This is a genomic window from Wukongibacter baidiensis (genome assembly GCF_050888315.1).
Taxonomy (GTDB): Bacteria; Bacillota; Clostridia; order Peptostreptococcales; family Caminicellaceae; genus Wukongibacter; species Wukongibacter baidiensis.
The window spans coordinates 2874299-2898904 of record NZ_CP138202.1; the positions used below are offsets into that span (position 1 = coordinate 2874299).

Genomic DNA, 24606 nt, shown 5'->3' on the forward strand with positions numbered 1-24606 from the left:
GTTAGAGTCTATTTAACGCCCTTTACGGCCTCTTTTATTGTAATAATTCCGTTTCTTGGTCCTGGTACTGCACCTTTTACTAAAAGAACATTTCTTTCACTGTCTACTTTTACTACTTCAAGGTTTTGTACCGTTACTGTTTCATTTCCCATTCTACCAGCCATTTTTTGACCTTTGAATACTCTTCCTGGGAATGACGCTGCACCAATCGAACCAGGTCCTCTATGATATTTAGAACCGTGAGTTTCTGGACCTCTACTTTGATTATGTCTCTTTATTGGACCTTGAGTTCCTTTACCCTTTGAAGTTCCTTGAATATCAATTTTTTGTCCTTCACTGAAGATGTCAGCCTTAATTTCTTGTCCTAAGCTATAAGCACTTGCATCACTCACAACGAATTCTTGAACAATTTTTTTAGGTGCTACACCTGATTTTTCATAGTGCCCTTTAGCCGGCTTATTCACTCTCTTGCTCTTCTTGTCTTCAAAACCAACTTGGATCGCAACGTAACCATCATTCTCCATAGTTTTGATTTGAGTTACATAGTTCGGGCCAGCTTCAACTACTGTTACAGGTATTACATTACCTTCTTCAGTAAAGATTTGAGTCATACCTATTTTTCTTCCAATTAACCCTTTCATTGTTACACCTCCTATTAATCTTACAGCGGATTACACATTTGCAATCATACTAAGAAAGGCAGGCTTATGCTTCTATATAAACCTATTATCTTAGCTTCACTCTTAAAGTTTGATTTCTATATCTACCCCAGCTGGTAAGTCTAATCTCATAAGAGAATCAACTGTCTTTGGAGTAGGACTTAGAATATCGATAAGTCTTTTGTGTGTTCTCATTTCAAACTGTTCTCTAGAGTCCTTATACTTATGAACGGCTCTAAGAATTGTTATAATCTGCTTTTCTGTTGGTAACGGCACAGGACCAGAAACCTCAGCACCTGTTTTCTTAGCTGTTTCAACTATTTTAACAGCAGATTGATCTAACACCTTGTGATCATAAGACTTTAATCTTATTCTAATCTTTTGGTTTGCTTTATTAGCCATCTTTTTTCCCTCCTTCTCATCGCACGTAATGAATTTGTACGTACGACTGGAACAATGTACACTCTCCCGGGTGTTCACATTTTAAAAATAAAAATAAAGGAGATGTAAGTTCCTCGTCGCCCGATTCAAGAACGGACACTTCTCAGCAGAAATTCACCCAGCTATTTAGCTGCAACCTTCTGCCTCATCGCAGTCCACACATACTTTGATATTATATACTAATTCTTTTCTTTTTTCAAGCCCTAAATGAATTATTCAGAATTTTAAATTTTATTTCTTCAAATAGTTCAAAATTCTATAGTTCCAAGTTACAATTTCCAAGCTCCAAGTTTTTAAATTATTTTTTTCTTAAAACTTGCAAATTGTAACTTGGAACCATTTAAAGCATGCAAACCTAGAAGATTGTATCTTCTAGGTTTGACTTATTTATTATGGAAAGATTATTCTATAATCTTAGCAACAGCACCTGCTCCTACTGTTCTACCACCTTCACGGATAGCGAATCTTAAACCTTCTTCGATTGCGATTGGTGTAATTAATTCGATTTCCATTTCGATGTTATCTCCAGGCATACACATTTCTGTTCCTTCTGGTAATGTGATTGCTCCTGTAACGTCTGTTGTTCTGAAGTAGAACTGTGGTCTATAGTTATTGAAGAATGGTGTATGTCTTCCACCCTCTTCTTTTTTAAGTACGTATACTTGTGCTTTGTACTTTGTATGTGGCTTGATTGATCCTGGCTTACATAATACTTGACCTCTTTCAATCTCTGTTCTTTGTACACCTCTAAGAAGTGCTCCGATGTTATCTCCAGCTCTTCCTTCGTCTAGAAGCTTTCTGAACATCTCTACTCCTGTGATTACTACTGTTCTTGTTTCTTCTGTCATTCCTACGATTTCTATGTTGTCTTGTACTCTTACGATTCCTCTTTCGATTCTTCCTGTAGCAACTGTTCCTCTTCCTGTGATTGAGAATACGTCCTCTACTGGCATTAGGAATGGCTTGTCAGTATCTCTCTCTGGCTCTGGAATGTAGCTGTCTACTGCTTCGAATAATTCAAGAATCTTGTCTCCCCACTCACTATCTGGATCTTCTAATGCTTTAAGTGCAGATCCTCTTACTATCGGAGTGTCATCTCCTGGGAATTCGTATTCGTCAAGAAGTTCTCTTACTTCCATTTCTACTAGCTCTAATAATTCTTCGTCGTCTACCATGTCACACTTGTTAAGGAATACTATGATGTATGGTACACCAACCTGTCTTGATAATAGGATATGCTCTCTTGTTTGAGGCATTGGACCATCTGCTGCAGAACAAACTAGGATCGCTCCATCCATTTGTGCTGCTCCTGTGATCATGTTCTTAACGTAATCGGCATGACCTGGGCAGTCTACGTGTGCGTAGTGTCTGTTTGGTGTTTCGTACTCAACGTGTGCTGTTGAGATTGTAATTCCTCTTTCTCTCTCTTCTGGTGCCTTATCTATGTTGTCAAACGCTACTGCTTCACCTAATTGGTATCTGTGGTGTAATGTCTTTGTGATTGCTGCTGTTAATGTTGTCTTACCGTGGTCAACGTGACCTATTGTTCCTATGTTTACGTGGGGCTTATTTCTTTCAAATTTAGCTTTTGCCATCTTTCTTTTCCTCCTTAAAACACATATAATTTAATATTTTATATTTAAAACATTAATATACATTTAATTTGTTTTTAATTATTTCTTACCTTCAATGATCTTCTCAGCTATACTGTTAGGTACTTGCTCATAGTGGCTAAACTGCATTGTGTAGTTACCACGACCTTGAGACTTAGAACGAAGATCAGTTGCATATCCGAACATTTCTGAAAGTGGTACATGGGCTCTTATTACTTGAGCTCCCGCTCTTGCTTCCATACCCTCTAGCTTACCTCTTCTAGAGTTAAGGTCTCCCATTACGTCTCCTAAATATTCTTCCGGTACAACTACTTCAACCTTCATGTATGGCTCAAGAAGTGCTGGATTTCCTTTCTTCATAGCATCCTTAAACGCCATAGAACCAGCGATCTTAAATGCCATTTCAGATGAGTCAACCTCATGGTAAGAACCATCATAAACTTCAACCTTTACATCCACTACTTCATAGCCTGCTAATATACCATTCTCCATAGCACCTTGAACACCATTGTCTACCGCTGGAATGTATTCTTTAGGAATAGATCCACCAACAGTTTTGTTTATAAACTCGTATCCAGCACCAGGTTCCTGAGGAGTAACTCTCATCTTAACATGACCGTATTGACCTCTACCACCAGATTGTCTTGAGAACTTCGCATCAATGTCAGTCGCAGTAGTAATAGTTTCTCTATATGCAACCTGCGGCTTACCTATATTAGCTTCAACCTTAAACTCTCTAAGTAGTCTGTCAACGATGATTTCAAGGTGAAGTTCACCCATACCAGCAATGATAACCTGACCAGTATCTTCATCGGTATAAGTTTTAAATGTTGGATCCTCTTCAGCAAGCTTTGATAAAGCAATACCCATTTTTTCTTGACCTGCTCTAGTTTTAGGCTCTATAGCAACTCTAATAACTGGCTCTGGGAATTCCATAGATTCAAGTATAATTTGATTATCCTCGTCACATAAAGTGTCCCCAGTTGTAGTGAATTTCAAACCAACTGCAGATGCAATGTCACCTGCATAAACTTTTTTAATTTCTTCTCTTTTATTAGCATGCATTTCAAGAATACGTCCAATTCTTTCTTTTTTACCCTTTGTAGAGTTGTAAACGTATGAACCTGCATCTAATGTTCCAGAGTAAACTCTGAAGAAAGCAAGCTTTCCAACATAAGGGTCAGTCATGATTTTGAAAGCTAGTGCTGAGAAAGGTTCACTATCATCAGCTTTTCTTTCAGCTTCTTCTTCTGTATCAACTAAAGTACCCTTTATAGCTGGAATATCTAGTGGTGATGGCATATACGCGATTACTGCATCAAGCAATAGCTGTACACCTTTATTTTTATAAGCTGAACCACAAAGAACTGGAACGATTGTATTTTCGATAGTTCCTTTTCTAATACCCGTCTTCAATTCTTCTTCTGTAAGTTCTTCACCTTCTAGATACTTCATCATTAATTCTTCATCGTTTTCTGCTACTGCTTCAACTAATGCCATTCTATATTCTTCAGCTTGATCAGCCAATTCAGCTGGAATTTCTGTTATTTCGATTTCTTGACCTAAATCATCTTTGTAGATTCTTGCTTTCATATCCACAAGATCTACTATACCAATAAAGTCATTTTCTGCACCTATTGGTAATTGAATCGGTACTGCATTTGCTTTTAATCTATCCTTCATCATGTCAACTGCTCTAAAGAAGTCAGCACCTGTTATATCCATCTTGTTTACAAGCGCCATTCTAGGTACACCATACTTATCTGCCTGTCTCCAAACAGTTTCTGATTGTGGTTCAACACCACCCTTTGCACAGAATACAGCTACAGAACTATCTAAAACTCTAAGAGATCTTTCAACCTCAACAGTAAAGTCCACGTGGCCCGGTGTATCTATAATATTTACTCTATGATTTGCCCATTGTGCAGTAGTTGCAGCCGAAGTTATTGTTATACCTCTTTCCTGCTCCTGCTCCATCCAGTCCATAGTAGCAGCACCTTCATGAACTTCACCAATCTTATGAGTTCTTCCAGTGTAGAATAATATTCTTTCTGTAGTTGTTGTCTTTCCGGCATCGATGTGGGCCATGATACCGATATTTCTAGTTTTTTCTAAAGGAAAGGCTCTTGACACCTTGTTTCCTCCTTTCTATCAAAACACTATAGGAATTAAAACACCGAAATAATAATAACATATATATTTTAAGTCTATGTTAAATTCTATTTTTATTTTTTTTATTTTTATTTTACCATCTGTAATGAGCAAACGCCTTGTTAGCTTCTGCCATTTTGTGAGTATCTTCTTTCTTCTTAACAGACGCACCTGTGTTGTTAGCAGCATCCATTATTTCCTTAGATAGTCTATCAACCATTGTTCTCTCGCCTCTTTTACGAGTATATCCAACTAACCATCTAAGACCTAATGTTTGTCTTCTTGCAGGTCTAACTTCGATCGGTACTTGGTAGTTAGCACCACCAACACGTCTAGCTTTAACCTCTAATACAGGCATAATGTTATTCATAGCCTCTTCAAATACTTCAAGTGGCTCTTTACCTGTTTTTTCTTTTATTACCTCAAATGCATCGTATACGATTCTTTGAGCTGTACCTTTTTTACCATCTAACATTACACTGTTGATTAACTTAGTTACCACTTTGCTTCCGTATAACGGATCTGGCAACACTTCTCTCTTTGGAACATTACCTTTTCTTGGCACTTTTCTTCCCTCCCAAAAAATTTTTCATTCATCGGTACTCGACAAACAGATTGCCGACTGTGCGCTATTTGCATTAATTATATAAAACCCCTCCTACAAAGAGGAGGAGGATATTTTTATTATAACCGGCATAGCTTTGTTTTATTTTTTCTTAGGTCTCTTAGTACCGTACTTAGATCTAGATTGCATTCTATTTTCTGTTCCTGCAGTATCAAGAGTACCTCTTACTATGTGATATCTAACACCCGGTAAATCTTTTACTCTACCACCTCTTATAAGTACAACACTATGCTCTTGTAAGTTGTGTCCTATACCAGGTATATAAGCTGTAACCTCAATACCATTAGTAAGTCTAACTCTGGCAACCTTTCTAAGGGCTGAGTTTGGCTTCTTAGGTGTCACAGTTTTAACAGCAGTACACACACCTCTTTTTTGTGGTGCACTCGTTTTTGTAGGCATTCTTTTTAATGAGTTAAAACCTCTTTGTAAAGCAGGAGCTGTTGATTTTTTCTGAGATTGCTTTCTGCTTTTACGTACCAATTGGTTTATAGTTGGCATCCCTACACCTCCTTCCAATTTCTTTTTTGAGTTAACTTGTAACCCAGTTTATTTTATTATAACTGCTGTTGCAGCACCGACGTCAATTCCACATGCATCTCCAAGCTTCTTCATGGATTCAACATAAACAATCTGAACATTTTTTTCCTTGGCAGAATCAACAATGTTCCTTACGACATGTTGCTCACAGTCTTTAGCAACAAATAGAGTCGCAACTCTTCCATCATTGACAGCCCTTGCAGATTGTTTAACTCCTACCTTAAGCTTGTTTTGCTTTCTTAATTCCATTAAGTGCATATAGCATCCTCCTTTTTTTACACTTAAAGATTTACATAATTATATACATTTAATTCCAAGATAAATTTTTCGGAAAACAGTCCTCTCAACTTGATTTCCCGAAAAATTTATTCTACTTGAAATTTGTTTATTCTTATGCAAATCTGCTTATAATCCTTAAGTAGTATAAAAGTCAACTATACATAAATTGCACACTATAACATTTTAGCACCAAACCCTGCCTATGTCAACAAAATTATAATGTTATATTTTCTTCAATAGGTTCTTCTGGACTACCGTCTAAAATGGCTATATTCCTATATTTTTTCATTCCCGTACCTGCTGGAATGAGCTTACCAATAATTACATTTTCTTTTAATCCCTTTAGCTTATCTTCTTTTCCTTTTATTGCTGCTTCCGTTAGAACACGTGTAGTCTCTTGGAAGGATGCAGCAGATAAGAAGGATTCAGTAGCAAGAGAAGCCTTTGTTATACCTAGAAGAACTCTCTTTGATGTAGCAGGCTCTCCACCATCAATCTCAACTTCTTCATTTTTCTTCTTGAAGTCATGTATGCTAACAAGTCCACCAGGTAACATATCTGTATCACCTGAGTCTTCAACCTTTACCCTTGATAACATCTGCTTCACTATTATCTCAATATGCTTGTCGTTGATATCAACACCTTGCATCCTATATACTCTTTGTACTTCCTTCGTGATGTATTTTTCAACACCTTGAGCTCCTTTAATCCTTAATATATCATGTGGATTAACAGAACCTGCAGTTATTCCATCACCAGCATCAACATATTGGCCTTCTTTAACTTTTATCCTTGAACCATAGGCTATTTGATATGTCTTTGCTTCTCCATCATCTGATGTAACAGTAACTTCACGTTTCTTAGTCGTATCCTTTATAGACACTACACCACTTGTCTCAGAAATAATAGCAAGACCTTTAGGTTTTCTAGCCTCAAATAATTCTTCAACCCTCGGTAGACCTTGAGTAATATCTCCTCCAGCAACTCCACCAGTATGGAATGTTCTCATTGTAAGCTGAGTTCCTGGCTCACCTATAGATTGTGCTGCGATTATTCCAACAGCCTCTCCAACATTTACAAGTTTACCAGTTCCAAGGTTTTTACCATAGCATTTTGCACATACACCATGATCCGACTTGCAATTTAATACTGTTCTTATTCTTAGCTTTTCAATACCACTATTTACTATTGTCTCAGCGTTGTCTTCCGTGATCATTTCTTCAGCTTTACTAATTATTTCTTTACTCTTTGGATGAACTACATCCTTCAATGGGTATCTACCAACGATTCTGTCATAAAAAGGCTCTATTACCTCTTTTCCATCGGTGAATGCATGTACTTCTATGCCTTCATCAGTTTCACAATCTATTTCATTTATTATTACATCCTGACTTACATCAACTAGTCTTCTAGTCAAGTATCCTGAATCGGCAGTTCTAAGTGCAGTATCTGCTAAACCTTTTCTAGCCCCCGTAGTAGATATGAAATACTCAAGTATTGATAACCCTTCACGGAAGTTGGATGTAATAGGTATTTCAACAGTATGACCAGTAGCATTTGCCATAAGACCACGCATACCTGCAAGCTGTCTAATCTGGTTTTTACTACCTCTTGCTCCAGAGTGAGCCATTATGAAAACATTATTTAAGTCTCCTAGGTTTTCCATTAGGGCATCTGTAACTTTGCCTGTGGTTTCCTGCCAAGTTTTAATTACGCTTTCATATCTCTCCTCGTCGGATATTAATCCTCTTCTATAAGCTTTTTTATACTTATCTACCTTTTCTTCAGCTTCTGATATAAGTGCTTCCTTTGCTGCAGGTATTTTCATATCAGATACACTTATAGTGATTGCTCCACGGGTTGAGAACTTAAATCCTAAGGATTTAATATGATCAAGCATCATGGCAGTTCTTGTATTACCATGAACTCTAAAGCATTTGTCAATTATTTTACCAAGGAATTTTTTATCAACTAAAGTATCTATCTCTAAATCGTAGGAATCATTGCTTCTATCAACAAACCCTAAATCCTGAGGAATGTTTTCATTAAATATAAACCTTCCTACGGTACTCTCTACTAGTTTTCCTGGATCATCTATTCCTCTTCTCATTCTTACCTTTACTGTAGAATGAAGTCCAACAACCTTATTTTCATATGCCATATACATTTCTTCAAAGTTTCTAAATACCATACCGTCCCCAGGCTCTCCACCTACTTTTATTGTTAGGTAATAACTACCTAAAACCATATCCTGAGTAGGAGTAGTAATCGGTGAGCCATCCTTAGGTGCTAGTATATTATTTACAGAAAGCATAAGGAATCTAGCTTCTGCTTGGGCTTCAACAGTAAGTGGAACGTGTACGGCCATCTGGTCACCATCGAAATCGGCATTGTAAGCAGTACAAACAAGTGGGTGAAGCTTTATAGCCTTACCTTCAACTAGAATAGGCTCAAATGCTTGAATTCCTAGTCTATGAAGAGTTGGAGCACGGTTTAAAAGTACTGGATGCTCTTTGATAACTTCTTCTAAAACGCCCCATACCTCTGGCTTAATTCTTTCCACCATTCTTTTTGCACTCTTTATATTATGAACGTAGCCGTCACCAACTAGTTTTTTCATAACAAAAGGCTTGAACAGCTCTAGTGCCATTTTCTTAGGAAGTCCACATTGATAGAACTTAAGCTCAGGTCCTACAACAATAACTGAACGTCCAGAGTAGTCAACACGCTTACCTAGTAGGTTTTGACGGAATCTACCCTGCTTACCCTTTAACATATCTGAAAGAGACTTAAGAGGCCTGTTTCCTGGCCCAGTTACTGGTCTTCCTCTTCTACCATTATCTATTAGTGCATCGACAGCTTCTTGAAGCATTCTTTTTTCATTTCTTACAATGATATCTGGTGCTCCAAGTTCCAGAAGTCTATTTAGTCTATTATTTCTATTGATTACTCTTCTGTATAAGTCATTTAAATCAGAAGTAGCAAATCTACCACCATCAAGCTGAACCATCGGTCTTAAATCCGGTGGTATAACAGGAATAACATCTAGAATCATCCATTCAGGTTTATTATCAGAAGCTCTAAATGCTTCTACAACTTCAAGTCTTCTGATAGTTCTAACTCTTTTTTGTCCTGAACTCTCTTTTAACTTTATTTTAAGTTCTTTAGATAATTTTTCTAATTCTATCTTTTGTAATATTTCCTTTACAGATTCTGCTCCCATTCCAGCTTTAAAATCATTTCCATATTTATCTCTATATTCTCTATACTCTTTTTCTGTTAGCAATTGCTTAAAAGTAAGAGGTGTGTTGCCAGGATCAATAACAATATATGAAGCAAAATACAGTACTTTTTCTAAGGATCTTGGTGACATATCAAGTAATATACCCATTCTACTTGGTATACCTTTAAAATACCAAATATGAGATACTGGAGCTGCTAGCTCAATATGTCCCATTCTTTCACGTCTGACCTTAGACTTAGTTACTTCAACGCCACATCTGTCACAGATAACACCTTTATATCTAACTCTTTTATATTTCCCACAATGACATTCCCAGTCCTTCGTAGGTCCAAATATCTTTTCACAAAATAGCCCTTCTTTTTCCGGCTTTAATGTACGGTAGTTAATAGTCTCAGGCTTTTTTACTTCTCCCTTTGACCATTGTCTAATTTTTTCTGGTGAAGCTAACCCGATCTTAATTGAGTCAAAGTTATTAAGCTCTATCAAGGAGTTTCTCTCCCTTCTTTATTAGAATGTACTTAAAATAACTTTCTATAGATATCATTCTCTAAGTCTTTATCCATACACACTATCTACTTTTATACTTTGAATATGTAAAGTACAGAGCAAGATATTCTATAGATGTTAATACTTTTAAAAAAATTTATATATTCAAGGAAAATAATGATTTTAATCATTTTTTCCTTGAATATTTAAAATCTTGAATTTTTATTATTTTTAAATTCTATTCTTCATTGTTATTTGTATCATCTACGTTACTTACTTCGCTATAACCTTCTGGTTGCTCTTGTTCAATCCCTGCAGGATAGCTATCCATTACTCCCTCACTATCCATGATTGAATCTAGTTCGCTCATTTCTTCGTCTTCACTCTCTTTAATCTCTATCTCGCCTACTTCTTCTGTTATAACCTTTACATCGAGACATAGACTTTGAAGTTCTTTAATCAATACCTTAAAGGATTCTGGTATTCCTGGTTCAGGAATATTTTCACCTTTAACTATTGCTTCATAGGTTTTAACACGTCCCATTACATCATCGGACTTAACTGTTAGAATTTCTTGTAGGGTATGAGCAGCACCATATGCATAAAGAGCCCAAACCTCCATCTCACCAAATCTCTGTCCACCAAATTGCGCTTTACCTCCAAGAGGCTGCTGTGTAACAAGAGAGTAAGGTCCTGTACTTCTAGCATGTAGCTTATCATCTACAAGATGGTGAAGCTTTAACATATACATGTACCCAACTGTAACACGGTTGTCAAAGGCTTGCCCAGTTCTACCATCGTACAGTTGAAGTTTTCCATCTTCAGGATAGCCACAATCTTTAAGAAGATTCATGATGTCGCCTTCTTTTGCTCCATCAAATACTGGAGTTGCTACCTTCCAGCCAAGCTTCTTAGCAGCTAAACCAAGATGTACCTCTAATACCTGACCAATGTTCATACGTGAAGGTACACCAAGGGGATTCAGTACTAGTTGTAGTGGAGTTCCATCTTCAAGGAAAGGCATATCTTCAACAGGAAGGATTCTGGAAATAACACCCTTGTTACCATGTCTACCAGCCATCTTGTCTCCAACATTAATTTTCCTCTTCTTAGCAATATACGCTCTTACAAGAATGTTTACTCCCGGTGGAAGTTCATCACCATTCTCGCGAGTAAATACTTTAACATCCACAATAATTCCTGATTCTCCATGCGGAACTCTTAATGAGGTATCTCTTACTTCTCTTGCCTTTTCACCGAAGATTGCTCTCAGTAATCTTTCTTCAGCGGTAAGTTCTGTTTCACCCTTAGGAGTAACCTTACCAACCAATATATCCTGTGATGTTACCTCGGCTCCAATTCTTATTATACCTCTCTCATCAAGGTTCTTTAATGCATCTTCTCCAACATTCGGTATATCTCTTGTTATTTCTTCTGGTCCAAGTTTAGTATCTCTAGCTTCTGCTTCGTATTCTTCAATATGAATAGAAGTAAGGGTATCGTTTTTAACAAGCTCTTCACTTAAGAGGATAGCATCCTCATAGTTATACCCTTCCCAAGTCATAAACCCTATTAGAATATTCTTTCCAAGAGCGATTTCACCATTATCTGTTGATGGTCCATCGGACAATACATCCCCTACTTTAACACGCTCACCTTTATCTACAAGTGGTCTTTGGTTTATACAGGTTCCCTGATTTGAACGTTTAAATTTAAGTAGTTTATGTCTATCTCTTCCACCATCGGAATCTCTTTTGATTACTATCTTATCAGCCGAAACACTTTCGACGATACCATCGTGCTTGGCAAGGCCTACTACACCAGAGTCTTTTGCCGCTACATGTTCCATTCCTGTTCCGATTATTGGCGATTCAGTACCTACAAGTGGTACAGCCTGACGCTGCATGTTAGAACCCATCAGAGCTCTATTAGCATCATCGTTTTCAAGGAAAGGTATCATCGCAGTAGCAATTGAAACTAACTGCTTAGGTGATACATCCATATAGTCAACTTCTGTGCTAGGAACAACATCCATATCGCCTTTAATTGTCCTTGCAATAACTCTTTTATTTACAAATCTTCCTTCTTCGTCTAATATTTCATTAGCCTGACAAATAATATGTCTTTCTTCTTCATCAGCCGTTAAATATTCTATCTTATTAGTTACTACGCCTCTTTCCTTATCTACTTTTCTATAAGGCGCCTCAATAAATCCATATTCATTAACCAATGCATAGGTACTAAGTGAGTTTATAAGTCCTATATTAGGTCCCTCAGGCGTCTCTATAGGACACATTCTTCCATAGTGAGAATGATGGACGTCCCTTACTTCAAAACCAGCTCTTTCTCTTGACAAACCTCCAGGCCCTAAGGCTGAAAGTCTTCTCTTATGAGTCAATTCTGAAAGAGGATTGGTTTGATCCATAAATTGAGACAACTGACTGCTTCCAAAGAATTCTTTGATTGCAGCTGCAACTGGTCTAATATTGATTAACGCTTGTGGAGTTATAGCTTCCATATCTTGAATGGTCATTCTTTCTTTAACTACTCTTTCCATTCTTGATAAACCAATTCTAAATTGGTTTTGAAGAAGTTCTCCAACTGAACGTAATCTTCTATTACCCAGGTGGTCTATATCGTCTACTCGACCTATTCCATGGGCTAAGTTTAATATATAGCTCATAGTTGCTATTATATCGTCTTTAATGATATGCTTTGGAATAAGTTCTCTTATTCTTTCCCTAATTGCTTCTTTTATATCATCTTCGTTGTCAAAGCTATCCAAAATTTCCTTTAAAACTGGATAATGTACCTTTTCAGTAATATTCAAATCGTCTATATTAAAATCAATATGAGCTTTAATATCTACAAAGTTATTTCCAATAACCTTAACAATCTTTTCTTCTTCTCCAACTTCACTAATGATATTAATAGTCTTAATTCCTGTATTTTCAATAGCAATAGCCATTTCTTTGTTGATCTTTTGTCCCTTTTCAATTAAAATTTCTCCGGTACTTTCATCAACAACATTTTCTGCAGAAACAAATCCTATTATCCTATCCATTAGAGATAGTTTCTTGTTATACTTATATCTTCCTACTTTTGCTAAATCGTATCTTTTCGCATCAAAAAACAAGGAGTTAATTAAGTTACTTGCGCTATCAACCGTTGGTGGTTCACCAGGTCTAAGCTTTTTATAAACCTCAATTAAACCTTCTTCTTGAGACTGTGTACTATCCTTGTCTAAGGTCTTAATTAGCCTCTCATCTTCTCCAAACAAGTTTAAGATTTCTTGGTCTGTTCCATATCCAAGTGCTCTTGTAAATACTGTAAAAGGAAGCTTTCTCGTTCTGTCTATTCTTACAGAAACTATATTGTTTGAGTCTGTTTCGTACTCAAGCCATGCCCCTCTGTTTGGAATTACTGTAGTTGAGTATAGTCTCTTACCAGTTTTGTCTATTTGAACTGCGTAGTACGGCCCAGGTGATCTAACTAACTGGCTTACTATTACTCTTTCTGCACCATTAATAATAAATGTTCCTTTTTCAGTCATACGAGGGAAGTCTCCCATAAATACTTCCTGCTCTTTAACTTCTCCAGTTTCCTTGTTAATAAATCTTACCTTAACTTTAAGTGGAACTGCATAGGTAACATCTCTTTCTTTAGATTCTTCTACATCATACTTAGGATCTCCATCTAGAGAATAGTTTACAAATTCTAATATCAAGTTCCCAGTATAATCCTGTATAGGAGAAATATCCTTAAACGCTTCCATCAATCCATCTTTTAAGAACCATTCGTAGGACTTTTTCTGTATTTCGATGAGGTTTGGCATTTCAACTACTTCATCGATTTTAGAAAAACTCATTCTTGTTCCTCTACCGAGCTTAACAGGATGTGGCATTCACTCTTCACCCCTTATAGTAAAATAAAAAGGTTCGATATTTTTAAAACCTTTTATATAACACATAGGAAATTCTATTCTAAATGATAGGGCATATATATACCTTTAAAACTTCTATTTGCAAAAAGTCACGATTCTCATTGTCTTCTCGCAAATATCACTCTCAAGACATAACAAGCTCTATCTAAAGAATTTAACTTCCTTTAATGACATGGTAAAAATTATCTTCGGCTTAAAAGCAGAAGATTATTCTCTTCATTGAAGCTATTGAATTTTAGTTAGATAAACTTAAGTTTTTTATAATAATGTATAGAGATTCAAGAAAAAACATTAATTTATGCATATCAAAAGTTCCTAGAAACATTGAGATTTATATATGCATAGATTCAGTTTTACTCTGTAGATCCTATACTATTAATCAAAAATAGATTTAAATAAATGCTCATGATAATTAGATTAATTATGTAATTTTCTCTATTGCATATTACTTAAGTATTTTTCCCAAAATTGATTTTTTTATAACACATAGGAAATTATATACTTTCAAAAATTAAAATAATCCATAATTTTGTTATATCTCTAGATAAAATCTAGCTTTTGAATCTTCATATAAAGATTTTATTTTACAATTAGACATAATCATAGCATTTTACAATGTTAGCATGAAAGTAAAGGTTTGTCAAGATTTTTTTTTGATTTCTTGTTTTTTTAATTCCTATTGAAGATTATTGCTATGTTTATATCATAATCCTAATATACTATAATAAACCCTTATTTAAATCTATTTAAGTTGTAGAGACTGTAACAGCTTCTATTAAAGATCAGAAAATGTTTTTAAACAAAAAGGTACTCCAGATAAATCTGGAGTGCCCTTCAATGTTTAATATTGTATAGAAACTATTTTACTTCTACAACTGCTCCTGCGTCTTCTAACTTACCTTTGATTTCGTCAGCTTCTTCTTTAGAAGCGCCTTCTTTAACTGGGCTTGGAGCTCCATCAACTAATGCTTTAGCTTCTTTTAATCCTAAACCAGTGATTTCTCTAACTACCTTGATAACACCAATTTTCTTAGCTCCAGCACTAGCTAAAACTACGTCAAATTCAGTTTTTTCTTCAGCAGCAGGTGCTCCAGCAGCTCCACCAGCTGGCATAGCAGCCATCATAGGTGCTTGTGCGCTTACTCCGAATTCCTCTTCTAAAGCCTTAACTAAGTCTGATAATTCTAATACTGTAAGATTCTTAACCTCTTCAATTAAATTTAATACTTTTTCGCTTGCCATTTTATATTCCCTCCAATTAGTTTTTCATTATTAATTATTTTTATTGCTCTTGCTTTTCCTTAATTGCTCCTAATACATATGCAAGATTTCTAATGTTTGCTTGAAGTACATTAGCAAATCCTGAAATAGGACCATTTAATCCTCCAAGTACTTGTGCAATTAGAACCTCTCTTGGTGGTAAGTCTGCTAAACCTATTACACCATTTAAGTCGATTACTTTACCATCAACTACACCGGCTTTAATCTCTAGATTCTTGTGATCTTTAGCAAATTCTTTCGATATCTTAGCAGGTGATACAGCATCCGCAACTCCAAATGCAATACCGTTTGGTCCTGTTAAATACTGATTAAAGTCCTCAAGACCCGCATCTTTGAAGGCAAATCTCATTAAAGAGTTCTTGTAAACCTTATAATCAACACCAGCTTCTCTAAATTGCTTTCTAAGTTCAGTTGTTTCTTCAACAGTTAAACCTCTGTAGTCAACTAGAACAGCTGATTGTGATGAATTGATTTTTTCTTTAATTTCGTCAACAACTACCTTCTTCATTTCAACGGCTTTTGACATAGTCTCCACCTCCTCTTTTAAGCTTATGGTGATTCGTCCTTATACGCTCATATAATAAAGCCTCTCATACGTAGACATAGAGAGGCTTAATAACAGAATCTATTATCAATTACCTCGGTAGGCAATAATTAAGCTTAATGGACGCACCTACTGTCTACGGTTTATATTCAATTTAACTTTACCAACGAAATTTTATCATTAAGGAGCTTATATGTCAATACATAATTTCAAATTACTATTTAGTAATTTTTGCTCCGTTAATTTTTATACCAGGTCCCATAGTGCTAGTTAATGTAACACTCTTTAGGTAGGTACCTTTAGCAGCTGCTGGCTTAGCCTTTACAATGGCTTCCATTATAGTGTTGAAGTTATCCATTATCTTTTCTTTACCAAAAGATATCTTTCCAATTGGAACATGGATAATATTAGTCTTGTCTAATCTGTACTCAACCTTACCAGCTTTTATTTCATTTACAGCCTTTGCAACATCAAAAGTAACTGTACCTGATTTAGGATTTGGCATTAATCCCTTAGGACCTAACACTCTACCTAATCTACCAACTACACCCATCATATCTGGAGTAGCTACAACTGCTTCGAAATCGAACCAGTTTTCTTTTTGAATTTTTTGTACAAATTCATCACTACCAACGTAATCAGCTCCAGCTGCTTCAGCTTCGGCTACTTTGTCGCCCTTTGCAAACACTAATACTTTTTTAGATTTACCTGTTCCATGTGGTAATACGATTGCACCTCTAACCTGTTGGTCAGCGTGTCTTCCGTCTACTCCAAGCTTTACATGTAATTCAACAGTTTCATCGAATTTTGCTTTTGCAGTCTGTGATAATAATTCCACAGCTTGATCTGGCTCATAAAGAGTAGCTCTATCAACTAATTTTGCGCTATCTTGATACTTCTTGCCTCTTTTTGGCATGTTCAAAACCTCCTCAGTGGTTATAACGGCGTGTTTTTACCTCCCACACGTCTATACTATTCTTCTACTATAATTCCCATACTTCTTGCTGTACCTTTTATCATACTCATTGCTGACTCTATGTTTGCAGCGTTTAAGTCAGGCATCTTTAACTCAGCAATTTCTCTTACTTGATCAAGAGATACAGTTGCAACTTTGTTTACGTTCGGCTCGCCTGAAGCCTTTGGTATTCCTGCTGCTTTTTTAAGTAAAACTGCTGCAGGAGGAGTCTTTAAAATAAAGGTAAATGATCTATCCTGATATACTGTTATTATAACTGGAATTATTAAACCAGCCTTATCTGCAGTTTTAGCATTGAACTCCTTACAGAATTGCATTATGTTAACACCGTGTTGTCCTAAAGCCGGACCAACTGGTGGTGCTGGAGTAGCCTTTCCTGCAGGGATTTGAAGCTTAATTATACCTGTAACCTTCTTTGCCATGATTACACCTCCTTAATTTACTGTTAATCTATAATAAAAGCTCTTTTGATATTCGTTTTAATCTTAAAGCTCAAGATCAAAAATGATTATCTCTAAAGCTTTTCTACTTGTGTAAATTCTAATTCAACCGGTGTTTCTCTACCGAACATTGATATAGAAACCTTTAGTGTTTGTCTTTCATTGTTTATACCTTTAACTTCTCCAATGAAGCTTTCAAAAGGACCTGAAGTAACCTTAACAGTTTCTCCAACCTCAACATTTATTGAAGGGAGCTTGTCTTCGATGCCCATCCATTGTACTTCTTCATCAGTTAAAGGTACTGGTTTTGAAGCAGGTCCAACAAACCCTGTAACACCTCTAGTGTTTCTAACTACATACCAGGATTCATCATTCATAATCATTTTAACAATAACATAACCAGGGAAAATCTTCTTTTGCTTTACTTTCTTTTTCCCATTTTTAATTTCTACTTTTTCTTCCGTCGGAACAACTACTTCATGTATTACGTCTTCCATACCCCGGTTTTCAACTATCTTTTCGATGTTTGCCTTCACTTTTTTCTCGTGACCAGAGTATGTATGGGCAACATACCATTTAACTTCTTTATCAGACATGTTTTAGAGGGTAATTACACTTCTTAGTAAGAACCCCTTACCTCCCTTGCTTTAGATTACTATTTTGCCAACAGTTGAATTACTTGACCAAAAACTGAATCTGCCAGCCATATACCTAAAGCTGCAAGTCCACATGTCACAAGAACTACCATGGTGTATGATTGTAATTCTTTCCTGTTTGGCCAACTAACTTTTTTAAGCTCAGATCTAACACTCTTAAAGTATTTCTTAGCTCCCATTCTTTTGCTATTAGTTTGCGCAGCCATACACTTTCACACCCTTATAAATATTTGTTTTCAAACTACTTAGTTTCCTTATGAGTAGTATGAGTTTTGCAGAACCTACAGTATTTTTTAAGTTCTATTCTTTCTGGATCATTTTTCTTATTTTTTGTAGTATTGTAGTTTCTTTGCTTACAATCATTACATGCTAATGTAATTTTCACCCTCATTTCTACACCTCCTAAAACAACTTGTTCTATAAATAAAAGAGAACCCTCTTTAAATAGTACACAGTTTTCACCATTTTAATTGCACTAATTAAAACTATCACAATTTGAATTAGATGTCAATAGAGAAAATTGCATAATTGCCTCTAATATAATTTCATCGATAATGTATGGTAGAGTAAAGATTTATTGTATAGTATACAATGTAATAAATCTCTACCCAATTTGCTTTCTTAAACCACCTACATCGTTGGTAGCTTGAGAAAACAAATTGAGGATTTATGATACATTGTACGTAGTATATCCAATTTATCCATTTCGTATTTATATAGAAGCTTTTTTTCATTTTAATAGGACTAGGATCAATCCTAGTCCTACTATTTATACTTAATACAATAAGACTATTCTATTATTTTAGCAACAGCACCTGCTCCTACTGTTCTACCACCTTCACGAATAGCGAATCTTAAACCTTCTTCGATTGCGATTGGTGTAATTAATTCGATTTCCATTTCGATGTTATCTCCAGGCATACACATTTCTGTTCCTTCTGGTAATGTGATTGCTCCTGTAACGTCTGTTGTTCTGAAGTAGAACTGTGGTCTATAGTTATTGAAGAATGGTGTATGTCTTCCACCCTCTTCTTTTTTAAGTACGTATACTTGTGCTTTGTACTTTGTATGTGGCTTGATTGATCCTGGCTTACATAATACTTGACCTCTTTCAATCTCTGTTCTTTGTACACCTCTAAGAAGTGCTCCGATGTTATCTCCAGCTCTTCCTTCGTCTAGAAGCTTTCTGAACATCTCTACTCCTGTGATTACTACTGTTCTTGTTTCTTCTGTCATTCCTACGATTTCTATGTTGTCTTGTACTCTTACGATTCCTCTTTCGATTCTTCCTGTAGCAACTGTTCCTCTTCCTGTGATTGAGAATACGTCCTCTACTGGCATTAGGAATGGCTTGTCAGTATCTCTCTCTGGCTCTGGAATGTAGCTGTCTACTGCTTCGAATAATTCAAGAATCTTGTCTCCCCACTCACTATCTGGATCTTCTAATGCTTTAAGTGCAGATCCTCTTACTATCGGAGTGTCATCTCCTGGGAATTCGTATTCGTCAAGAAGTTCTCTTACTTCCATTTCTACTAGCTCTAATAATTCTTCGTCGTCTACCATGTCACACTTGTTAAGGAATACTATGATGTATGGTACACCAACCTGTCTTGATAATAGGATATGCTCTCTTGTTTGAGGCATTGGACCATCTGCTGCAGAACAAACTAGGATCGCTCCATCCATTTGTGCTGCTCCTGTGATCATGTTCTTAACGTAATCGGCATGACCTGGGCAGTCTACGTGTGCGTAGTGTCTGTTTGGTGTTTCGTACTCAACGTGTGCTGTTGAGATTGTAATTCCTCTTTCTCTCTCTTCTGGTGCCTTATCTATGTTGTCAAACGCTACTGCTTCACCTAATTGGTATCTGTGGTGTAATGTCTTTGTGATTGCTGCTGTTAATGTTGTCTTACCGTGGTCAACGTGACCTATTGTTCCTATGTTTACGTGGGGCTTATTTCTTTCAAATTTAGCTTTTGCCATCTTTCTCTTCCTCCTTAAAAAAGTAATTTTACATCACCCATAGAGATTCCAGTCAAAACTTTAATTTATACAAATCAAAATTCTCCAGAAACATCATAAATCTTGCTATGCATAAATTAAGATTTTCTTGGAAATCTATACAGTAAACTGATCCCGGTGTGTCTTGATATGTAAAAACTTATAATGGAGCCCATGAGCGGATTCGAACCGCCGATCTCCGCCTTACCAAGGCGACGCTCTAACCTGCTGAGCCACATGGGCATTTGACTATAATAGTTTACTACTTTTATTCATCTAAGTCAATAAATTTTTGCATTTATACTTTTCCAAATTATAGTTTTATTAAAATTGCAAGTAAATATACTAGATTTTAGTAATTCATATAGTTACGCCCATAGTTTTATATTTTCCTATGCAAGGATCATTATTCTTAGCTACCTCTTAATTCTAAGAATCTTTCAAGCTTTCTCTTAACTCTCTGCAGCGCATTATCAATAGATTTTACATGCCTGTCCAAATCTTCAGCAATCTCTTGGTATGACTTCCCTTGAAGATAATACATTAAGACCTGCCATTCTAGGTCACTTAAAATCTCTCCAATTTTTGCTTCTATATTAGTAACTTCTTCTCTTGATATAAGTAGTTCTTCTGGGTCAGATATTTTTTTACCTGTTAATACATCTAGTAACGTTCTATCTGACTCTTCATCATATATAGGCTTGTTCAATGATACATATGAGTTCAGTGGTATATGTTTCTGTCTCGTAGCAGTCTTTATAGCTGTGATTATTTGTCTAGTTATGCAAAGCTCTGCAAAGGCCCTAAAGGATGATATTTTATCACATCTAAAATCTCTTATAGCCTTGAATAATCCTATCATACCTTCTTGGATAATATCTTCCCGGTCGGCACCTATCAAAAAGTATGAACGAGCTTTAGCTCTTACAAAGTTCTTATATTTCTTTATTAAGTATTCTTGAGCTGCAGGATCTCCTTCTCTAGCACTTTCAACAATTTCTTCATCAACCAGTGAGCCATAAGCTTCAACATATGTCTCTATCTCTTCTCTTCGTACATTAACTCCCACTGAAATCCCTCCTGCCCATTTGTATGTATTCATAAACTAGTAGTCAAAATTTTCATACACTTTTATATTTACACCATGATATTATTATATATTAATTTACATAATCTAGTCAAGAATCAACCATCTTGTCTTCTCCATTTTTCAAGTACTTCAAGGACTCCAGCATCAATTCTATCACCAAGATTCATCCTTTTACGTTCAACTTCTTCCATTTTTTTCTCGATCTTTGTCTTCATTTGCTCATACTGAAACTTGAGTTCCCTAGGCAAAACACGGATTCCTCCACTACCTAGAATAACTTGTTGCTCTGCTAGGTCTGATGTAACTACCCTTACAATATTTCTCTTATCCTTTGCCAATTGTTCCACCATCATCTCAATATAGGAGTCAGCTGTTTGATTCTTCTTCGTAAATACTATTTCCACATTATTGATTTTATCTTTTTTCGCTTTAGCTCCCTTTACTCTATACGCATCAAATACGATAGTCACTTCTACACCCGTATAGGAATGATACTCAGTCATTTTATCTATTAATGTATTCCTTGCCTCTTCCAAGCTTCCCTCACTTATCTCTTTTAGATTAGACCATGCATTAATTACGTTATATCCATCAATTATTATGTACTCCTTCAAGTCAGACTCACCCTATCTGGATTCCCTCTGTCTTAATACTTCGTACATAATAATAGAGGCTGCAACTGAAGCATTTAAAGAACTGACTTGGCCCTTCATTGGAAGTTTTGTTAAAAAATCGCACTTTTCTTTAATTAATCTACTAATTCCTTTTCCCTCACTCCCCACTACAATGGCAATGTTTCCAGTTAAATTGCTATCATAATGTACATTTTCTCCAGCCATATCGGCACCAACGACCCATACACCCTGCTCTTTAAGATAGTCAATAGTCCTTGCTAAATTCGTAACCTTTGCAACAGGAACATATTCTATAGCCCCAGCTGAAGTTTTTGCTACTGTAGCCGTTAGTCCCACGGATCTTCGTTTTGGTATTATGACACCATGCCCTCCAGTGGCATTAACAGTTCTTATTATGGAACCTAAATTGTGGGGGTCAGTTATTTCATCAAGTATTACTAAAAATATATCTTCACCTTTATCTCGAGCCGATTCAAGAATTTCTTCTACTTCATAATATTTATAAGCTGCTACATAAGCAATTACGCCTTGATGATTATTGGAAGTTGATATCTGATTAAGCTTATTTCTATCAACATATTGCAACAGAACCTTATTGTCCTTAGCCATACCAATAATTCTCTTTATCGAACCTTCCTTATTCCCCTTAGCAATAAGAATTTTATCAATTTCTCTACCTGATTTCAATGCTTCTATAACAGGATTACGTCCTTCGATTATATTATTGTCCATAACAAACACCTCTCTCTGTGTTAACTACTCTCTACTCAATACTTTATCTTGGCTAAATGGTAATATATTGAACAAATACTTTCTTATCCTAGCCACATATTTACCCTTTATTTCAACATTTTTGTATTCATCTTCATCTTGATTTTTCACTTGAATTATTGATACCCCCGTATTATCTACCTTCTTAATACTAACAATCTTATACCTGATCAATTTATTTCTACTGAAAAATCCATTAAACTTCTCATCTATTATCTTCTCTGCATATTCTTTAAACATCACTTCTTCTTCTGTAACTGGTTTATATTCATCTAAATATAACGATTTCACTACCAAAATTCCTAATAGGACTATTATAGCTATCAAGTATATCTTTTCCTTTTTGTTCATATTCATCCCTCACTTTGTTAGTTCCAAAATAACAATAGGCTATTTATCTTGATTTCTCTCCCTCAATTATCTCGATTGATCTACTTATAATTTCTTCAACTCTCTCTTTTTTATCCGAAAGATACAGATATCCAAGCAGGCACTCAAAACCCGTAGCATATCTATAGTCCGAAACACTGGCATTCTTAGCTACGCTTCCAGATTTTTGATTCCTTCCCTTCTTAACCATTTTCCATTCTTCCTCCGTCAGTTCCTCTTCTAGAACATGTACTATTTTAGATTGAGCCCCAGCCTTTACAAATTGCGTAGCCGTTTTGTGAAGTTCATTTAACTTAAGCTTGTATTTGCGAATTATGTATGTACGTATGTAAATCTCATATATAGCATCTCCAATATAAGCAAAAACAAGGGGTGGTGTAGTCCTCAATCCCTCTTCATCTATTGATTCTAAATTTAACAAATTCAAAAACTCTTCCATATTTTACCCGCCTTCTACAAACTTTTTTGTTTGAGCTTTCATATTAAACCAGACTATTCATAGAAAGTTCAAAGCTCCCTATAAATAATCTGGTTTATATTTTACCACAAAATACTTTACCATATCTTCCCGTCTATAAGCAACTAAATATAGTTCATTAATATATTAGATTATACTTAGGCATCTACTAGCGATAGTTCCTGCTCTTGGTCTACAGGTCTCTTATTAAAAAATCTGTAGGCAGCTATCAATAATATTATTCCAATAATAAGCTGAACGATACTAAATGATGGAACTGTGTCACTTACGGTATCAGATACATACATAGCTGAAATAAATACCAAGAAGTTATTTGCAAAATGCCAAAACATACAGAGTAGTAGTGATTTTGTTTTAAGATATATAAAGCCAATTATTATACCTATAAAAAATGCATTAGCACCTTGATGCAGATTAAAATGTATTAAACCAAATATAAATCCCGAAACTATTAAAGAAGTAGCCATTCCATATCTCTTAGATAGCTGTTCCAATATTATTCCGCGAAATATAATTTCTTCAAAAACAGGAGCAAAGACACATATACTGACAAATGCTACAAATGGATTTATAAGCATGTCATCAAAGGCCTCAACAACCCACTCACTAACTTGTATTTTATCTATTAATAATCCTACGGTGTTGGCAAATATAAAAAAGTGAGCAAATAAGAATAGAATCCCAAATAAACATTCTTTTATTTTGGGCTTATTTTTAAGCTTTAGTTCAAACTCTTCTTTTCTTCGAATTCTTTTTATGATCAAATAAATAATAAGAACATTAATAAGTAACTCTTCTAACATACCTATATATGGACTAATTTGACCAAGTCCAATCTCTTCAATTATTATATCAATTATGGCAATGGGAATAGATAAGGCGAATTGCATTAAGATTATTAAAATAACTAACCCAAATGCTCTAATTATAGAACTTCCTTTTTTCTGTATAACTACCTCTTCCATTAAGCTCCCCTCCTTATGTCTAAGTATCAAGTATATATGACCAAGATTTCTTGTTATGCTTAAAGTGTCATAAGTATATTCTATAATATACTCTATCATAATCCTATGTTTATTTTTACTCTAGTTTCCATTATACGCCAAGGGAGTTTTACGTGCAATCAGTAACTAAGTAAAGTATTTAAATCATTATTCTAAAAATAATAAAACCAGAGCATAATTCACTCTGGTTCAGATTGTAGACAAAGTCTACAAGATGACAGGCTGCCCGGAAATTTGAAGTTCGAGGCGTGATGAAAGCAAGAGACCGCAGCGTATACAGACATACGTAAGGGTTCTTGATTGAGGCAACAACGAAGAAATTCGGGTTTCCGGGCAGTCTAAACCAGAGCATAAGTCGCTCT

Annotated in this window: 23 protein-coding genes, 1 tRNA gene and 1 other annotated feature; all 24 genes read right to left on the reverse strand. The window is 35.6% G+C overall.

The features are described 5' to 3' along the window. Window positions 1-8: 8 nt before the first annotated feature. The 24 genes from rplC to R9X47_RS13245 all read right to left on the reverse strand — a co-directional run bounded on the left by rplC (window position 9) and on the right by R9X47_RS13245 (window position 24205). A complete protein-coding gene (gene rplC, locus R9X47_RS13130) occupies window positions 9-641 on the reverse strand; it encodes a 50S ribosomal protein L3 (RefSeq protein ID WP_432667314.1) in 633 nt (210 codons plus the stop codon). Between the two features lie 102 nt (window positions 642-743). Beyond that, window positions 744-1061 (reverse strand): 30S ribosomal protein S10, encoded by a 318-nt coding sequence (gene rpsJ, locus R9X47_RS13135; RefSeq protein ID WP_073152043.1) that lies wholly within the window; start codon window positions 1059-1061, stop codon window positions 744-746. Window positions 1062-1501: 440 nt separating this feature from the next. Further along, the gene (gene tuf, locus R9X47_RS13140; RefSeq protein WP_432667315.1) at window positions 1502-2695 is read right to left on the reverse strand and encodes an elongation factor Tu; all 1194 of its coding nucleotides are present in this window, start codon (window positions 2693-2695) and stop codon (window positions 1502-1504) included. A 78-nt stretch (window positions 2696-2773) separates the two neighbouring features. Then, window positions 2774-4846, reverse strand: a complete 2073-nt coding sequence (fusA, locus tag R9X47_RS13145; protein ID WP_432667316.1) for an elongation factor G — start codon at window positions 4844-4846, stop codon at window positions 2774-2776. 112 nt (window positions 4847-4958) lie between these two features. Beyond that, on the reverse strand, window positions 4959-5429 hold the full coding sequence (rpsG, locus tag R9X47_RS13150) for a 30S ribosomal protein S7 (protein WP_432667317.1): 471 nt from the start codon (window positions 5427-5429) through the stop codon (window positions 4959-4961). A gap of 141 nt (window positions 5430-5570) precedes the next feature. Then, window positions 5571-5987, reverse strand: a complete 417-nt coding sequence (gene rpsL / locus R9X47_RS13155) for a 30S ribosomal protein S12 (RefSeq protein ID WP_432667318.1) — start codon at window positions 5985-5987, stop codon at window positions 5571-5573. Window positions 5988-6035: 48 nt separating this feature from the next. After that, entirely contained in the window at window positions 6036-6284 is a 249-nt protein-coding gene (locus R9X47_RS13160) for a ribosomal L7Ae/L30e/S12e/Gadd45 family protein (RefSeq protein WP_432667319.1), read from the reverse strand. Between the two features lie 235 nt (window positions 6285-6519). Beyond that, complete coding sequence (gene rpoC, locus R9X47_RS13165; RefSeq protein WP_432667320.1) at window positions 6520-10035, reverse strand: DNA-directed RNA polymerase subunit beta'; 3516 nt, start codon at window positions 10033-10035, stop codon at window positions 6520-6522. A 238-nt stretch (window positions 10036-10273) separates the two neighbouring features. Beyond that, window positions 10274-13939 carry a DNA-directed RNA polymerase subunit beta gene (gene rpoB, locus R9X47_RS13170; protein ID WP_432667322.1) on the reverse strand — a complete coding sequence of 1222 codons (3666 nt, stop codon included), beginning with the start codon at window positions 13937-13939 and terminating at the stop codon, window positions 10274-10276. Between the two features lie 897 nt (window positions 13940-14836). Continuing rightward, a complete protein-coding gene (gene rplL, locus R9X47_RS13175) occupies window positions 14837-15220 on the reverse strand; it encodes a 50S ribosomal protein L7/L12 (protein ID WP_432667323.1) in 384 nt (127 codons plus the stop codon). Window positions 15221-15260: 40 nt separating this feature from the next. Further along, entirely contained in the window at window positions 15261-15785 is a 525-nt protein-coding gene (rplJ, locus tag R9X47_RS13180) for a 50S ribosomal protein L10 (RefSeq protein ID WP_432667324.1), read from the reverse strand. Between the two features lie 43 nt (window positions 15786-15828). Next, window positions 15829-15963 (reverse strand) — a sequence feature (ribosomal protein L10 leader region). A 57-nt stretch (window positions 15964-16020) separates the two neighbouring features. Further along, window positions 16021-16719 carry a 50S ribosomal protein L1 gene (gene rplA / locus R9X47_RS13185; protein ID WP_432667325.1) on the reverse strand — a complete coding sequence of 233 codons (699 nt, stop codon included), beginning with the start codon at window positions 16717-16719 and terminating at the stop codon, window positions 16021-16023. A 56-nt stretch (window positions 16720-16775) separates the two neighbouring features. After that, entirely contained in the window at window positions 16776-17201 is a 426-nt protein-coding gene (gene rplK, locus R9X47_RS13190) for a 50S ribosomal protein L11 (RefSeq protein ID WP_432667326.1), read from the reverse strand. A gap of 92 nt (window positions 17202-17293) precedes the next feature. Next, complete coding sequence (gene nusG, locus R9X47_RS13195; protein WP_432667328.1) at window positions 17294-17815, reverse strand: transcription termination/antitermination protein NusG; 522 nt, start codon at window positions 17813-17815, stop codon at window positions 17294-17296. Window positions 17816-17874: 59 nt separating this feature from the next. Then, complete coding sequence (gene secE, locus R9X47_RS13200; RefSeq protein WP_432667329.1) at window positions 17875-18081, reverse strand: preprotein translocase subunit SecE; 207 nt, start codon at window positions 18079-18081, stop codon at window positions 17875-17877. 35 nt (window positions 18082-18116) lie between these two features. Further along, a complete protein-coding gene (gene rpmG / locus R9X47_RS13205; RefSeq protein ID WP_432667330.1) occupies window positions 18117-18266 on the reverse strand; it encodes a 50S ribosomal protein L33 in 150 nt (49 codons plus the stop codon). 398 nt (window positions 18267-18664) lie between these two features. Further along, window positions 18665-19858 (reverse strand): elongation factor Tu, encoded by a 1194-nt coding sequence (gene tuf, locus R9X47_RS13210; protein WP_432667315.1) that lies wholly within the window; start codon window positions 19856-19858, stop codon window positions 18665-18667. Window positions 19859-20042: 184 nt separating this feature from the next. Then, window positions 20043-20119 (reverse strand) — tRNA-Thr (locus tag R9X47_RS13215). A 169-nt stretch (window positions 20120-20288) separates the two neighbouring features. Then, window positions 20289-20978 carry an RNA polymerase sporulation sigma factor SigH gene (gene sigH / locus R9X47_RS13220; RefSeq protein ID WP_432667331.1) on the reverse strand — a complete coding sequence of 230 codons (690 nt, stop codon included), beginning with the start codon at window positions 20976-20978 and terminating at the stop codon, window positions 20289-20291. An 83-nt stretch (window positions 20979-21061) separates the two neighbouring features. After that, entirely contained in the window at window positions 21062-21580 is a 519-nt protein-coding gene (locus R9X47_RS13225) for an NYN domain-containing protein (protein ID WP_432667332.1), read from the reverse strand. Window positions 21581-21592: 12 nt separating this feature from the next. After that, window positions 21593-22333 carry a 23S rRNA (guanosine(2251)-2'-O)-methyltransferase RlmB gene (gene rlmB / locus R9X47_RS13230; protein ID WP_432667333.1) on the reverse strand — a complete coding sequence of 247 codons (741 nt, stop codon included), beginning with the start codon at window positions 22331-22333 and terminating at the stop codon, window positions 21593-21595. A gap of 24 nt (window positions 22334-22357) precedes the next feature. Continuing rightward, window positions 22358-22723 carry a hypothetical protein gene (locus R9X47_RS13235; protein ID WP_432667334.1) on the reverse strand — a complete coding sequence of 122 codons (366 nt, stop codon included), beginning with the start codon at window positions 22721-22723 and terminating at the stop codon, window positions 22358-22360. Between the two features lie 43 nt (window positions 22724-22766). Continuing rightward, window positions 22767-23201, reverse strand: coding sequence for a Mini-ribonuclease 3 (locus R9X47_RS13240; protein ID WP_432667335.1), 435 nt, complete (start codon window positions 23199-23201; stop codon window positions 22767-22769). A gap of 176 nt (window positions 23202-23377) precedes the next feature. After that, window positions 23378-24205: a CPBP family intramembrane glutamic endopeptidase gene (locus R9X47_RS13245; RefSeq protein WP_432667336.1), complete on the reverse strand. Its 828-nt coding sequence runs from the start codon at window positions 24203-24205 to the stop codon at window positions 23378-23380. Between the last annotated feature and the right edge of the window lie 401 nt (window positions 24206-24606).